10 protein-coding genes are annotated in these 12922 nt (G+C 60.7%); 7 read left to right on the top strand and 3 right to left on the bottom strand.

What is annotated here, in order from left to right; all coding sequences use genetic code 11:
* Positions 1–64 precede the first annotated feature (64 nt).
* Genes MC269_RS00315 through argC form a run of 3 tightly spaced genes read right to left on the bottom strand, consistent with a single transcriptional unit; the run spans position 65 to position 3102 of the window.
* Entirely contained in the window at positions 65–1282 is a 1218-nt protein-coding gene (locus tag MC269_RS00315; protein WP_033755567.1) for an argininosuccinate synthase, read from the bottom strand.
* A 23-nt stretch (positions 1283–1305) separates the two neighbouring features.
* Complete coding sequence (gene argB / locus MC269_RS00310) at positions 1306–2082, bottom strand: acetylglutamate kinase (protein ID WP_239953336.1); 777 nt, start codon at positions 2080–2082, stop codon at positions 1306–1308.
* A gap of 15 nt (positions 2083–2097) precedes the next feature.
* Positions 2098–3102, bottom strand: coding sequence for an N-acetyl-gamma-glutamyl-phosphate reductase (gene argC / locus MC269_RS00305; protein WP_239953335.1), 1005 nt, complete (start codon positions 3100–3102; stop codon positions 2098–2100).
* Between the two features lie 167 nt (positions 3103–3269).
* Here argC and argE point away from each other — a divergent pair, with 167 nt between their 5' ends.
* From argE to MC269_RS00270, 7 genes are all read left to right on the top strand, one after another.
* Positions 3270–4418, top strand: a complete 1149-nt coding sequence (gene argE / locus MC269_RS00300) for an acetylornithine deacetylase (protein ID WP_239953334.1) — start codon at positions 3270–3272, stop codon at positions 4416–4418.
* Positions 4419–4703: 285 nt separating this feature from the next.
* Positions 4704–7355 (top strand): phosphoenolpyruvate carboxylase, encoded by a 2652-nt coding sequence (gene ppc / locus MC269_RS00295; RefSeq protein WP_239953333.1) that lies wholly within the window; start codon positions 4704–4706, stop codon positions 7353–7355.
* Positions 7356–7507: 152 nt separating this feature from the next.
* Complete coding sequence (locus MC269_RS00290) at positions 7508–8224, top strand: DUF3053 domain-containing protein (protein ID WP_081140604.1); 717 nt, start codon at positions 7508–7510, stop codon at positions 8222–8224.
* Positions 8225–8670: 446 nt separating this feature from the next.
* The gene (locus tag MC269_RS00285; RefSeq protein WP_081140603.1) at positions 8671–10605 is read left to right on the top strand and encodes a PTS mannitol transporter subunit IICBA; all 1935 of its coding nucleotides are present in this window, start codon (positions 8671–8673) and stop codon (positions 10603–10605) included.
* A 94-nt stretch (positions 10606–10699) separates the two neighbouring features.
* On the top strand, positions 10700–11848 hold the full coding sequence (mtlD, locus tag MC269_RS00280; RefSeq protein WP_239953332.1) for a mannitol-1-phosphate 5-dehydrogenase: 1149 nt from the start codon (positions 10700–10702) through the stop codon (positions 11846–11848).
* Between the two features lie 82 nt (positions 11849–11930).
* The gene (locus MC269_RS00275) at positions 11931–12464 is read left to right on the top strand and encodes an MltR family transcriptional regulator (protein ID WP_081140601.1); all 534 of its coding nucleotides are present in this window, start codon (positions 11931–11933) and stop codon (positions 12462–12464) included.
* 87 nt (positions 12465–12551) lie between these two features.
* Positions 12552–12914, top strand: a complete 363-nt coding sequence (locus MC269_RS00270; protein ID WP_081140600.1) for a YibL family ribosome-associated protein — start codon at positions 12552–12554, stop codon at positions 12912–12914.
* Positions 12915–12922 lie beyond the last annotated feature (8 nt).

Below are 12922 nucleotides of genomic sequence, written 5' to 3'. Positions count from 1 at the left end.
CAGGAGGCGGCCCGAAGCCGCCTCTGCGAAATCTGGTTGGGCGAGGCGCGCGCCTCGCCGACGCTTACTTTTTCTGCTCGTTCAGAGCGCGAATGCGCGAAGAGAGCGAGAACAGACGGATAAAGCCGCCTGCGTGACGGTGATCGTAGACCTCGTCTTCGCCGAAGGTGGCGAACTCTTCCGAGTAGAGGCTGTTGGCGGAGCGCTTCTCAATCGCCGTCGCCTGACCTTTATAGAGCTGCAGCACCACTTCGCCGTTCACCTCTTCGGCCAGCGACTCGGCCGCCGCCTGGATAGACTTACGCAGCGGCGCAAACCAGCGGCCGTCGTACACTACGTAGGACATCTCATGGCCCAGCTGCTCGCGCCATTTAAAGCTGTCGCGATCCAGCACCAGCTGCTCAACCGCGCGCAGCGCGTTCACCATAATGGTGCCGCCAGGGGTTTCGTAGCAGCCGCGCGACTTAATGCCGACCAGACGGTTTTCCACGATGTCGATACGGCCCACGCCGTGCTTCGCGCCGATGGCGTTAAGCGCTTCCAGACACTGGAACGGGCTCAGCCTTTCGCCATTCACGGCAACCACGCGGCCTTTCTCCACGGTAACGGTGACGTTTTCCGGCTGATCCGGCGCCTCCAGCGGATCCACGGTCCACACCCAGCAATCTTTGTTCGGCGCGTTAGCGGGGCTTTCCAGCACGCCGCCTTCGGTGGAGATATGCCAGGCGTTCTCATCGCGGCTGTAGATTTTTTCCAGCGACGCGGTGGTGGGAATATTGCGCTCTTTCAGATAGTCGAGCAGCGCTTCACGCGAACGCAGGTTCCATTCGCGCCACGGCGCCACCACTTTCAGCTGCGGCGCCAGCGCGGTGTAGGTGGTTTCGAAACGCACCTGGTCGTTGCCCTTGCCGGTCGCGCCGTGACACAGCGCGTCCGCGCCCACTTTCAGCGCCAGTTCGACCTGCGCTTTGGCGATAATCGGACGCGCCATAGAGGTGCCCAGCAGATAGGTGCCTTCATAGAGCGCGCCGGTCTGCAGCACCGGGTAAACGTAGTCGCTGATAAACTCTTCACGCAGATCGACTACGTGGCATTCAGAGGCGCCGGACTGCAGCGCTTTCTTCTCCACGCCTTCCAGATCGCTACGCTCCTGGCCGATATCCGCCACGAACGCCACCACTTCACAGCCGCCGTAGTTCTCTTTCAGCCACGGAATAATGGCGGAGGTGTCCAGACCGCCAGAGTAAGCCAGTACGATTTTTTTGATGTTTTGCGTGCTCATGTCGTCATCCTAAATCTAAGTCGTTAAGCGAGGATCCGGGTGCCGATCGACACGCCGTTAAACAGGTCGGGCAGTTGCTCCGCGTGGCGCCAGCTGGCGATATCCACCGGGCGGCCCAGCGTGCGCGCCGCGTCGAGCGCCGCGTGCACTTTTACAATCATGCCATCGGTAATGATGCCTTGCGCGATCAGCTGCTCTGCTTTGGCGGCGGTCATCTCGGCGATGCGCTGGCCCTTGCCGTCAAGGATGCCGCTTACGTCGGAGAGCAGCACCAGATCGGCACCCAGCGTGGCCGCCAGCGCGGTCGCCGCCTGGTCGGCGTTGACGTTCATCAGCTTGCCGTCGTCGGTGATGCCGATAGAGCTGACCACCGGCATATAGCCTGCCGCCAGCAGCGTATTAAGCAGCGCCGGATCGCCCGGCTCGGCGTGGCCGACGTGTCCCAGCTCTTCATCGAACTGCGCCACCTTAACCAGATCCGCGTCGCCCAGGCTCAGGCCGACCGCTTTAATGCCATGTTTTTTCGCCCAGGCGAGCAGGGTTTTGTTGGCGGTGCCCGCCAGCGCGCCGGTAATAATGTCGATCTGATCGGCTGGCGTAACGCGCAGGCCGTTTTTCTTCTTCACCGGCAGCGCCAGCTTCTTCATCAGCTCGTCAACCACGCAGCCGCCGCCGTGAACGATCATCAGCGGACGCTGATGCGCGCTGCGCCAGGCCACCAGCGCGTCAAACAGCCGGGCCAGCGCCTCTTCGCTATCGAGCAGCACGCCGCCCAGTTTGATAATTAATGGAGTAGTCATGTCCGTTCTCGTCCGTTAAATCAGTGACTGCGTTTCAGGAAAGCCAAAACGAATATTCATACACTGCACCGCCTGCGACGCGGCGCCTTTCAGCAAATTGTCTTCCGCCGCGACGACGATAAGATGCTCGCCCTCTAGCGCGAAGCCGATATCGCAGAACGGCTGGCCGACCACCGCTTTCAGCGCCGGCACGCCCTGTTCGTAGACACGCACCAGCGGCTTGTCGTGATAGGCGTTGTGGAACGCCGCCGCCACGTCGGCGTGGCTGACGCCCGGCTTCAGGCGACAGGTGATGGTCGCCAGAATGCCGCGCGGAAAGCTGCCGAGATGCGGGGTGAAGATCACCGGCAAGCCGAGATGCGCGACGATCTCCGGGTGATGGCGATGGTTAAACAGGCCGTAAGGCTGCAGGCTCACTTCGCAAAAGCTGGTATTGACGCTCGCCTTGCGTCCCGCACCGCTCACGCCGCTGGTGGCGTTGATCACCGGCCACTGGTCGGCGTTAAGCAGATCGCCGTTAACCAACGGCTTCAGCGCCAGCTGCGCCGCGGTGGGATAGCAGCCCGGCACCGCGACCAGCTGCGCCTCTTTGATCTTCTCGTGGTTCCACTCCGCCAGGCCGTAAACCGCTTTGTCGAGCCAGTCGCCGTGCTGGTGGGTAAAACCGTAATAGCGCTGAAAAAATTCGCCGTCGTTGACGCGGAAGGCGCCGGAGAGGTCAAACACCACACAGCCCGCCTTGAGAAATTCCGGGGCGAGATCGTGACTGACTTCGTGCGCCGTCGCGAGGAACACCACATCCACTTTGTCCGCCCATTCGGCCGCGCTGCTCAGCGGCTGCAGCGGCAGATCCACCACGCCTTTCAGCTGCGGATGGAGATCGGAGAGACGTTTTCCGGCATCCGGGCTTTGCGCTGAAACCGCCAAAGCGGTTATGTTCATATGTGGATGACGATTGAGGAAGGTGGCGAGCTCTACGCCAGCGTAACCACTGGCACCAACGATCAGCGTATTCAACATCAGGCTGTAACCCTTTTTACAGTCACACGTTCCGGGTCGCGGCCTTGCCCCGTTGCCCACGATGCCGTTTGCCGGGATTTTTGCTTCCCACCCAATCGGCGTTAATGTATTTTTATTCACTATTAATGCATGAATATTGATACATCCTAACTCAAGGACCGTCAACAGTGAAGACAAAATTACCGCCTTTTATCGAACTCTACCGCCAGCTGATCGCGACTCCGACCATCAGCGCGACCGACGCGGCGCTGGATCAGAGTAATGAAACTTTAATCAATTTACTGGCGGGCTGGTTTCGCGACCTGGGCTTCAGCGTCGAGGTGCAGCCGGTGCCGGGCACGCGCCATAAATTCAATATGCTGGCGCGCACCGGCGAGGGTGCAGGCGGCCTGCTGCTGGCGGGTCATACCGACACTGTGCCGTTCGACGACGGGCGCTGGACGCGCGATCCCTTTACCCTGACGGAGCACGACAACAAGCTCTACGGCTTGGGCACCGCCGACATGAAAGGCTTCTTCGCCTTTATTCTCGACACGCTGCGCGACGTCGACGTCAGCAAACTCAGCAAACCGCTCTATATTCTCGCCACCGCCGATGAAGAGACCACCATGGCGGGCGCAAAGTATTTCTCCGAAACGGCGAGCATCCGCCCAGACTGCGCCATTATCGGCGAGCCGACCTCGCTGAAGCCGGTGCGCGCGCACAAAGGTCATCTGTCGCACGTCATTCGCGTGCAGGGCCAGTCGGGCCACTCCAGCGATCCGGCGCGCGGCGTCAACGCCATCGAGCTGATGCACGACGCCATCGGCCACCTGATGCAGCTGCGCAACACCCTGAAAGAGCGCTATCACCACGACGGCTTCGCTATTCCCTATCCCACCATGAACTTCGGCCATATTCACGGCGGCGACGCGGCAAACCGCATCTGCGCCTGCTGCGAGCTGCACATGGATATCCGTCCACTGCCGGGGCTGACGCTCAGCGACCTGGAAGGACTGCTCAATGAGTCGCTGGCGCCGGTCAGCGCGCGCTGGCCGGGACGCCTCACCGTCGGCGAGCTGCATCCGCCGATTTCGGGCTATGAATGTCCGGCGAATCACGAGCTGGTCGCCGTGGTGGAAAAACTGCTCGGCACGCCGACCGAGGTGGTGAACTACTGCACCGAGGCGCCGTTCATTCAGAAGCTGTGCCCGACGCTGGTGCTGGGACCGGGATCGATTAACCAGGCGCATCAGCCGGACGAGTTTATCGATACCGCATTTATTAAGCCGACTCGCGCCCTGATTGCGCAGGTTGTGCAGCACTTTTGCCACTGATACGCAATAAACAGGGCAATTCACTGTTAAGAAAGTAAATTTCCTGATCTCTACGCGGGATTTGTTGATAAGAATAACTTATCCCGCTCCTCCTTAATTAAAATCTTTGAATTTCCGCCAGTTAGCCGCATGTTACCGGGCGCTCATGCGCATTGACGCCGCAGGGTTTACGTGGCTAGATAAAAGACGATGTTATGCCCGGTGGGTGATTACTCATGCAGTTTCTGCGCGGTCGCAGGCTGTGGGTGTAGAAGTTTACAAAGACGATAAGGGTGTCAGGGTCACATGAACGAACAATATTCCGCAATGCGAAGTAATGTCAGTATGCTCGGCAAACTGCTCGGGGATACGATCAAGGATGCACTAGGAGAGAACATCCTCGACCGGGTGGAGACCATCCGCAAACTCTCAAAGTCATCCCGCGCGGGAAATGACGCTCATCGCAAGGAACTGCTCAACACGCTGCAAAATCTGTCAAACGACGAGCTGCTGCCCGTCGCGCGCGCCTTTAGCCAGTTCCTTAACCTGACCAACGTCGCCGAACAGTATCAGACCATTTCACGCAGCGGCGACGGCGCCAACCATCCCGAGCTGCTGAAAACCACCTTCGATCGTCTTAAACAGCAGCCAGATCTCAGCGAGAGCGCCATTCGCGCCGCCATTGAGTCGCTGTCGCTGGAGCTGGTGCTTACCGCACACCCCACCGAAATTACCCGCCGCACCCTGATCCACAAGCTGGTCGAGGTCAACAGCTGCCTGAAGCAGCTCGACCACAGCGACATCTCCGACTACGAGCGCAACCAGATTATGCGTCGTCTGCGTCAGCTGGTGGCGCAGGCGTGGCACACCGACGAGATCCGCAAATATCGCCCGACGCCGATCGACGAGGCCAAATGGGGCTTCGCCGTGGTGGAAAACAGCCTGTGGGAAGGCGTGCCCGCCTTTCTGCGCGAGCTGAACGAACAGGTCGAAGAGGCGTTCGGCGTGAAGCTGCCGGTGGACTTCGTGCCGGTGAAATTTACCTCCTGGATGGGCGGCGACCGCGACGGCAACCCGAACGTCACCGCCACGGTGACGCGTCACGCCATGCAGCTCAGCCGCTGGAAGGCGGCCGATCTCTTCCTGCGCGATGTCGGCGTGCTGATCTCCGAGCTGTCGATGTCTGAATGCAGCGACGAGGTGCGCGAGCTGTGCGGCGATCCCGAAGCGATCGAGCCTTACCGCGTCATCCTGAAGCGGATGCGCAGCCAGCTGCTGAATACCCAGGCTTACCTTGAACGCCGCCTGAAAGGCGAGCGTCTGCCGCGTCCGGCCGATCTGCTGATTTCTAACGACCAGCTCTGGACGCCGCTTTACGCCATCTATCAGTCGCTGCAGCAGTGCGACATGGGCATTATCGCCAACGGCCAGCTGCTGGACACGCTGCGCCGCGTCAAGTGCTTCGGCGTGCCGCTGGTGCGCATCGACCTGCGTCAGGAGAGCACGCGCCACACCGAGGCGATCGCCGAAGTGACGCGCTATCTTGGCCTCGGTGACTATGAAAGCTGGTCGGAAGCCGATAAACAGGCGTTCCTGGTGCGCGAGCTGAACTCCAAGCGTCCGCTGCTGCCGCGCCACTGGGAGCCGAGCGACGAGACGCGCGAAGTGCTGGAAACCTGCCGCGTCGCCGCCGAAGCGCCGCAAGGCTCGATTGCGGCCTACGTGATCTCAATGGCGAAAACCCCGTCCGACGTGCTGGCGGTGCATCTGCTGCTGAAAGAGGCGGGCATCACTTTTGCGATGCCGGTGGCGCCGCTGTTTGAAACCCTCGACGATCTCAACAACGCCAACGACGTGATGAGCCAGCTGCTGAGCATCGACTGGTACCGCGGCTTTATTCAGGGCAAACAGATGGTGATGATCGGCTACTCCGACTCGGCGAAAGACGCCGGCGTGATGGCCGCCAGCTGGGCGCAGTATCAGGCGCAGGACGCCTTGATCAAAACCTGCGAGAAGGCCGGCATTGCGCTGACGCTGTTCCACGGACGCGGCGGCAGCATCGGCCGCGGCGGCGCCCCTGCCCATGCGGCGCTGCTGTCGCAGCCGCCGGGCAGCCTGAAAGGCGGTCTGCGCGTCACCGAACAGGGCGAGATGATCCGCTTTAAATATGGTCTGCCGGAAGTCACCATCGCCAGCCTGTCGCTCTACACCGGCGCGATTCTGGAAGCCAACCTGCTGCCGCCGCCGGAGCCGAAGCAGGAGTGGCACAGCATTATGGATCAGCTCTCAAAGCACTCCTGCGATATGTATCGCGGCTACGTGCGCGAAAACCCGGACTTTGTGCCCTACTTCCGCTCCGCCACACCAGAGCAGGAGCTGGGCAAACTGCCGCTCGGCTCGCGTCCGGCGAAGCGTCGCCCGACCGGCGGCGTCGAGTCACTGCGCGCCATCCCCTGGATCTTCGCCTGGACGCAGAACCGCCTGATGTTACCTGCCTGGCTCGGCGCGGGCGCGGCGCTGCAAAAGGCGATGGAAGAGGGCCATCAGGATCAGCTGGAGGCGATGTGCCGCGACTGGCCGTTCTTCTCCACGCGCCTCGGCATGCTGGAGATGGTGTTCGCCAAAGCGGACCTGTGGCTGGCGGAATACTACGACCAGCGTCTGGTGGATAAAACGCTATGGCCGCTGGGCAAACAGCTGCGCGACCAGCTGGACGCCGACATTAAAGCGGTGCTGACCATCGCCAACGACGCGCATCTGATGGCAGACCAGCCGTGGATCGCCGAGTCGATCGCGCTGCGCAATGTCTACACCGATCCGCTCAACGTGCTGCAGGCGGAGCTGCTGCAGCGTTCGCGCGAGCAGGACGCGCGCGGCGAAGAGGCCGATCCGCGCGTCGAACAGGCGCTGATGGTGACCATCGCCGGCGTCGCGGCGGGGATGCGCAATACCGGTTAACCTCTCTGACCTCTCCGGGCAGGCCCCTGCCCGGAACCCGCCACGCCGCTGCGCGTTTCGCGCGCGTCGGCGTTGTGCCAGGCCGCTACTTTGCTCTATTCTTTAGGACCATTCCTCGGTTATCACTATTCTCATTTACAGGAGTTGCCCTTATGGCATCAGGAATTTCTCGCATCTGGATGCGTACCGGCATGTTGCTCGGCGCCGCGTTGCTGGTGCTTAACCTCACCGCGTGCGGCGACAAAGAGGGCGATCAGCGCAAAGCCTTTATCGACTTCCTGCAGAACACCGTGATGCGCAGCGGCGAGCATCTGCCCAGCCTGAGCGAAAGTCAGAAGCAGAATTTTGGTAAATATGCCGGCGACTACGCCATCCTTTACGGCTTCTCCCAGCAGGTGAACAAAGCGGTGGATCAGGGCATGCGCCCGGTGGTTGATGAGCTGTCGGCGATCCACGTACCGCAGGATTATCTGACGCGCCGCGACGCGCTGCGCCAGGCGAACGGCGCGCTGGTGATTGTCACCCAGCAGCTGGAGAGCGCCAAAATGCAGGCGGACAGCAGCAAAGCCGCGCTGAAGCAGGAAGAGGATCTGAAGAAGGTCTACGACACCGCCTACGATAAAGTGGTGACGCAGCCGGCCAACCAGCTGGTGCCGCTGCTGCCGAAGCTGCAGGCGCTGAGCCAGGGCGCGGCGCAGGCGGGCGACTTCCTGCAGCAGCAGGGGCCGCGCGTGAGCTTCAACAACGGCGCCGTTCAGTTCCCGACGCCGGATCAGGTCACGCAGTACAACGCGCTGATGAGTGATATCTCCGCCAACGCGCAGGCGTTAACCCAGGCGCAGAGCGCCGTTCAGAACGGACTGCAGTAACCACTGATGCGGGACGCGCCAGCCGCTCGTCCCGCCCTCTTCGCCGTCACTCTCTTTCAGATTTTCCCCAGCCAGACAGCCGCCTCGTCCACAGTGTGATCTGGCGCATTTTCGACCAAAAATAGTTTGTGATCTTAATCACATATATGAAACAAACCAGACACCCTTAAACGTGATATTCATCACGTTTAACCCCGTTTTACGGCGAAAAAAACGCCACTGTAGCTTTTTTACACCGTTTTTTTGTGATCTTCCTCACCAAAACAGCCCCTTATCCCACCGGCAATCGGTGATCTGGATCACACTAAGGCGGGCCGCTACGCAGCGTCATACTGGCGTGGTAGAGTCCGCCTGCATACAGTAATAGCGACGGTTCGCCGCCGTACTGACTTAACAAAAACAAACGCGCGCCCTTATGGCAGCGCGTCTCGATAAGGGGTGGGTTTATGTCCTCATCAGTCAAGGTCAAGGTTCAAAGCTTTGGTCGCTTTCTGAGTAATATGGTGATGCCTAACATCGGTGCGTTTATCGCCTGGGGTATCATCACTGCGCTGTTCATCCCGACCGGATGGATCCCTAACGCGACGCTGGCGAAGCTGGTCGGCCCGATGATCACCTACCTGCTGCCGCTGCTGATCGGTTTCACCGGCGGCCGTCTGGTTGGCGGCGATCGCGGCGGCGTGGTCGGTGCCATCACCACCATGGGCGTGATCGTCGGCGCCGATATGCCGATGTTCCTCGGCGCTATGATTGCCGGTCCGCTGGGCGGCTGGGCGATCAAAGCCTTTGACCGCGCCGTTGACGGTAAAATCAAAAGCGGCTTTGAGATGCTGGTCAACAACTTCTCTGCCGGCATTATCGGCATGTTGCTGGCGCTGCTGGCATTTCTCGCCATCGGTCCGCTGGTCGAGGGGCTCTCCCACATTCTCGCCGCAGGCGTTAACCTGATGGTGCAGAACAACCTGCTGCCGCTGACCTCAATTTTTGTCGAACCGGCGAAAATCCTGTTCCTCAATAACGCCATCAACCACGGCATCTTCTCGCCGCTGGGCATTCAGCAGGCAAGTGAAGCAGGCAAGTCGATCTTCTTCCTGATTGAAGCGAACCCAGGCCCGGGCATGGGCGTACTGGTTGCCTATATGATGTTCGGTCGCGGCAGCGCCAGACAGTCTGCGGGCGGCGCGGCGATCATCCACTTCCTCGGCGGCATCCACGAAATCTACTTCCCGTACGTGCTGATGGCACCGCGTCTGCTGCTGGCGGTGATCCTGGGCGGCATGACCGGCGTCTTCACCCTGACGCTGCTGAACGGCGGTCTGGTTTCTCCGGCTTCGCCAGGCTCTATTCTGGCGGTGCTGGCGATGACGCCGAAAGGCGCCTACTTCGCCAATATCGCGGCGATTATCGCGGCCTTTGCAGTCTCGTTCGTGGTCTCCTCTATTCTGCTGAAAACCAGCAAAGTGAAAGAAGACGACGATATCGAAGCGGCCACCAAACGCATGCAGGATATGAAAGCGCAGTCTAAAGGCCAGTCGGTTGCCGGCGCGCCGGTAGTAGCCGACGCCAACAGCGTTGACGTCAGCCACGTGCGTAAAATCATTGTTGCCTGCGACGCCGGTATGGGCTCCAGCGCCATGGGCGCGGGCGTGCTGCGCAAAAAAGTGCAGGACGCGGGACTTGCTAACGTGTCGGTCACCAACAGTGCGATTAACTCGCTGCCGGGCGACGTCGATCTGGTGATCACGCACCGCGACCTCACCGAGCGCGCGATGCGTCAGGCGCCGCAGGCGCAGCATATATCACTGAATAACTTCCTCGACAGCGCGCTCTACACCAACCTGACCGATCGTCTGGTGGCGGCGAACCGCAGCGAAGCACACCGCGAAACGGTGCAGACCGCGCTGGCGGATAGCTACGACACCAGTAACGCGCACCTGTTTAAGCTGGGCGCGGACAACGTCTTCCTCGGCCTGAGCGCCAGCAATAAAGAGCAGGCGATCCGCTTCGCCGGCGAGCAGCTGGTGAAAGGCGGCTACGTCCAGCCGGAATATGTGGAAGCGATGCTGGCGCGTGAGCAGCTCACCCCAACCTATCTCGGCGAATCCATCGCGGTGCCGCACGGCACGGTGGAAGCGAAAGATCGCGTATTGAAAACCGGCGTGGTGTTCTGTCAGTATCCGCAGGGCGTGCTGTTCGGCGACGATGCGGACGATGTCGCGCGACTGGTTATCGGCATCGCGGCGCGCAACAATGAACACATCCAGGTGATCACCAGCCTGACCAACGCGCTGGACGACGAAAGCGTGATTGAGAAGCTGGCGCACACCACCAGCGTGCAGGAAGTGCTGGATCTGCTCTCTGGCAGCCCGGCGACCGCCTAAACGTCCTGCGTGATTTTCCCTGGGGCGGGTAAGCCCGTCCCGATTTCCGGGGCGGGCGTGCCCGCCCCATCGTCATTTGATATGGGTCAATATTATGAAAGCGTTACATTTTGGAGCAGGTAACATCGGTCGTGGCTTCATCGGCAAGCTGCTGGCAGATGCCGGCATCGAGCTGGTGTTCGCCGATGTCAATCAGGCGGTGCTGGATGCACTCAACGCGCGTCATGAATATCCAGTACATGTGGTTGGCGAACAGGCAAAAGTGGAAATCGTAAAGGGCGTCAGCGCCGTTAACAGCACCAGCGACGACATTATCGCGCTGGTGGCGGAGGTCGATCTGGTGACCACCGCCGTCGGCCCGCAGATCCTCGAGCGCATCGCCGGCAGCGTGGCGAAAGGGCTGGCGCAGCGCCATGAATCAGGCAACGCACGCCCGCTCAATATTATCGCCTGCGAAAACATGGTGCGCGGCACCAGCCAGCTGAAGCAGCACGTGCTGAACGCGCTGCCGGAGCAGCATCACGCCTGGGTGGAGCAGCATGTCGGCTTCGTCGACTCCGCCGTCGACCGCATCGTGCCGCCGTCTGAAGCGGGCAGCAACGATCCGCTGGAAGTGACCGTGGAAACCTTCAGCGAGTGGATTGTTGATAAAACCCAGTTCAAAGGCGCGCTGCCAGAGATTGCCGGCATGGAGCTGACCGACAACCTGATGGCGTTCGTTGAGCGCAAGCTGTTTACCCTCAACACCGGCCACGCCATCACCGCCTATCTCGGCCAGCTGGCTGGCCATCAGACCATTCGCGACGCCATCCTTGACGAAAAAATCCGTGCGGTGGTCAAAGGCGCGATGGAGGAGAGCGGCGCGGTGCTGATCAAGCGCTACGGCTTCGACGCCGACAAGCACGCCGCCTATATCGAGAAAATCCTTGGCCGCTTCGAGAACCCCTACCTGAAAGATGACGTAGAGCGCGTTGGCCGTCAGCCGCTGCGCAAGCTGAGCGCGGGCGATCGCCTGATCAAACCGACGCTGGGCACGCTGGAGTATCAGCTGCCGAACGCGCATCTGGTGCAGGGCATCGCCGCCGCGATGCACTATCGCAGCGCGCAGGATCCGCAGGCGCAGGAGCTGGAAGCGTTGATTAACGAGAAAGGCCCGCAGGCGACGCTGGCGCAGGTATCCGGTCTGGATGCCAACAGCGACGTGGTGGCCGCCGCGGTCAGCGCCTACCACGCAATGGCATAACAAACGCGTGTCAGTCACGCACAAGCGGTACGGGCGCAGCGAGGCTGCGCCCGTTGGCGGTATCAGAATTCTGCAGGCGACAATGGAAGAGAAGCAAGCTTTTGAAAACCGGGTGCTTGAGCGCCTGAACGCCGGACGTTCGGTGAGAAGCTTCCTGATCGCCGCCGTCGAACTGCTGGCCGAAGCGGTCAATGTGCTGGTGCTGCAGGTGTTTCGCAAAGATGACTACGCCGTGAAGTACGCGGTTGAGCCGCTGCTGCTGGGCGACGGCCCGCTTGGCGAGCTGCCGGTGCGCCTGAAGCTGATTTACGGTCTGGGCGTTATCAACCGTCACGAGTATGAAGATTGCGAACTGCTGCTGGCGCTGCGCGAAGAGCTGAATCACGATCGGGGCGATTATCGCTTCACCGACGACGAGATCCTCGGCCCGTTCGGTGAGCTGCACTGCGTGGCCGCCTGGCCGCCAAAACCCGCTTTTCATCCCGACGACGCCGAACTGCGCGCCATGCAGCAGCAGCGCTACCTGCAGATGGTGCGCTCCACGATGGTGCTCTCCCTGACCGAGCTGATCTCGCGTATCAGCCTGAAACAGGCGTTCAAACGTCCCGGCGCCTGATCTTCAGGCGCCCTGCTCCATCGCCGCGCGCGAATCTGCGCCGCTTTTCGTGTATCCTTTGCCTGTTTTCCACAACGAGTTTTCGCTATGAAAGAGCAAGAAAAAGCCGAGATTAAACGTCTGAGCGATCAGCTGGACGCCCTGAACCGTAAAGAGCCGCAGCTGCTGGAAGCGGGCGACGCCGAGAAGCTGGGCGCGCTGCTGAAAGAGAAAGAGACGCTGGTGACTGAGATCGAGCGCCTGCGCGACAAGATCGACGACAAGCTGAGCAAAGAGGCGCAGAAGCTGATGAATCTGCCCTTCAACCGCGAAATCACCAAAAAAGAGCAGGCCGATATGGGCACGCTGAAGAAAAGCGTGCGCGGCCTGGTGGTGGTGCACCCGATGACCGCGCTGGGCCGTGAAATGGGCCTGAAGGTGATGACCGGCTTCGCGAAGAAGCCGTTCTGAGCCAGGGA

The sequence above is a fragment of the Pantoea sp. Z09 genome (assembly GCF_022394795.1).
Taxonomy (GTDB): domain Bacteria; phylum Pseudomonadota; class Gammaproteobacteria; order Enterobacterales; family Enterobacteriaceae; genus Pantoea; species Pantoea latae.
Note: the sequence above shows the minus strand (reverse complement) of the source record. Positions and strands in the feature narration are given on the sequence as shown.